This is a genomic window from Streptococcus suis, assembly GCF_002964575.1.
In the GTDB taxonomy this organism is placed as follows: domain Bacteria; phylum Bacillota; class Bacilli; order Lactobacillales; family Streptococcaceae; genus Streptococcus; species Streptococcus suis_R.
Window position 1 is genome coordinate 1 of sequence record NZ_POQQ01000083.1, and the last position, 404, is coordinate 404.

At 40.8% G+C, this 404-nt stretch carries 1 protein-coding gene; it reads right to left on the minus strand.

What is annotated here, in order from left to right:
* Positions 1–404: transposase (locus tag C1E58_RS10120; protein ID WP_153055838.1), on the minus strand; the 404-nt coding region annotated here is incomplete at both ends.

Genomic DNA, 404 nt, shown 5'->3' on the forward strand with positions numbered 1-404 from the left:
TTCTTATAGCTTTTCTTCTGCTCTTTCTGATATGTTCCGTAGGGAATCAGAGGTGTTTTCTCCAGATCATCAAGGATAAAGCTATAATTTTCTTCACTTCCATAACCTGCATCTGCGACAATGTGTTGAAAGAGTTCTAGGGTTTGGATGGATTGAAGAAAGGGCTTGAGCGTCCGAGTGTCAGTTGGATTCGGATACAATCCGTAAGCCAAGGCAAACTGGCTGTTTGTGCCAAGTTGAAGGTTGTAACCGGGTTTGAGCTGACCATTCTTCATATGATCTTCTTTCATTCGCATGAATGTTGCATCGTGATCCGTTTTAGAATAGGAATTTCGCTCTTGTAGAATCTGTTTATCTCGTTCGTACTTCTGTTTCCGAACAAGAAAATCCTCTTTCAACTTTCT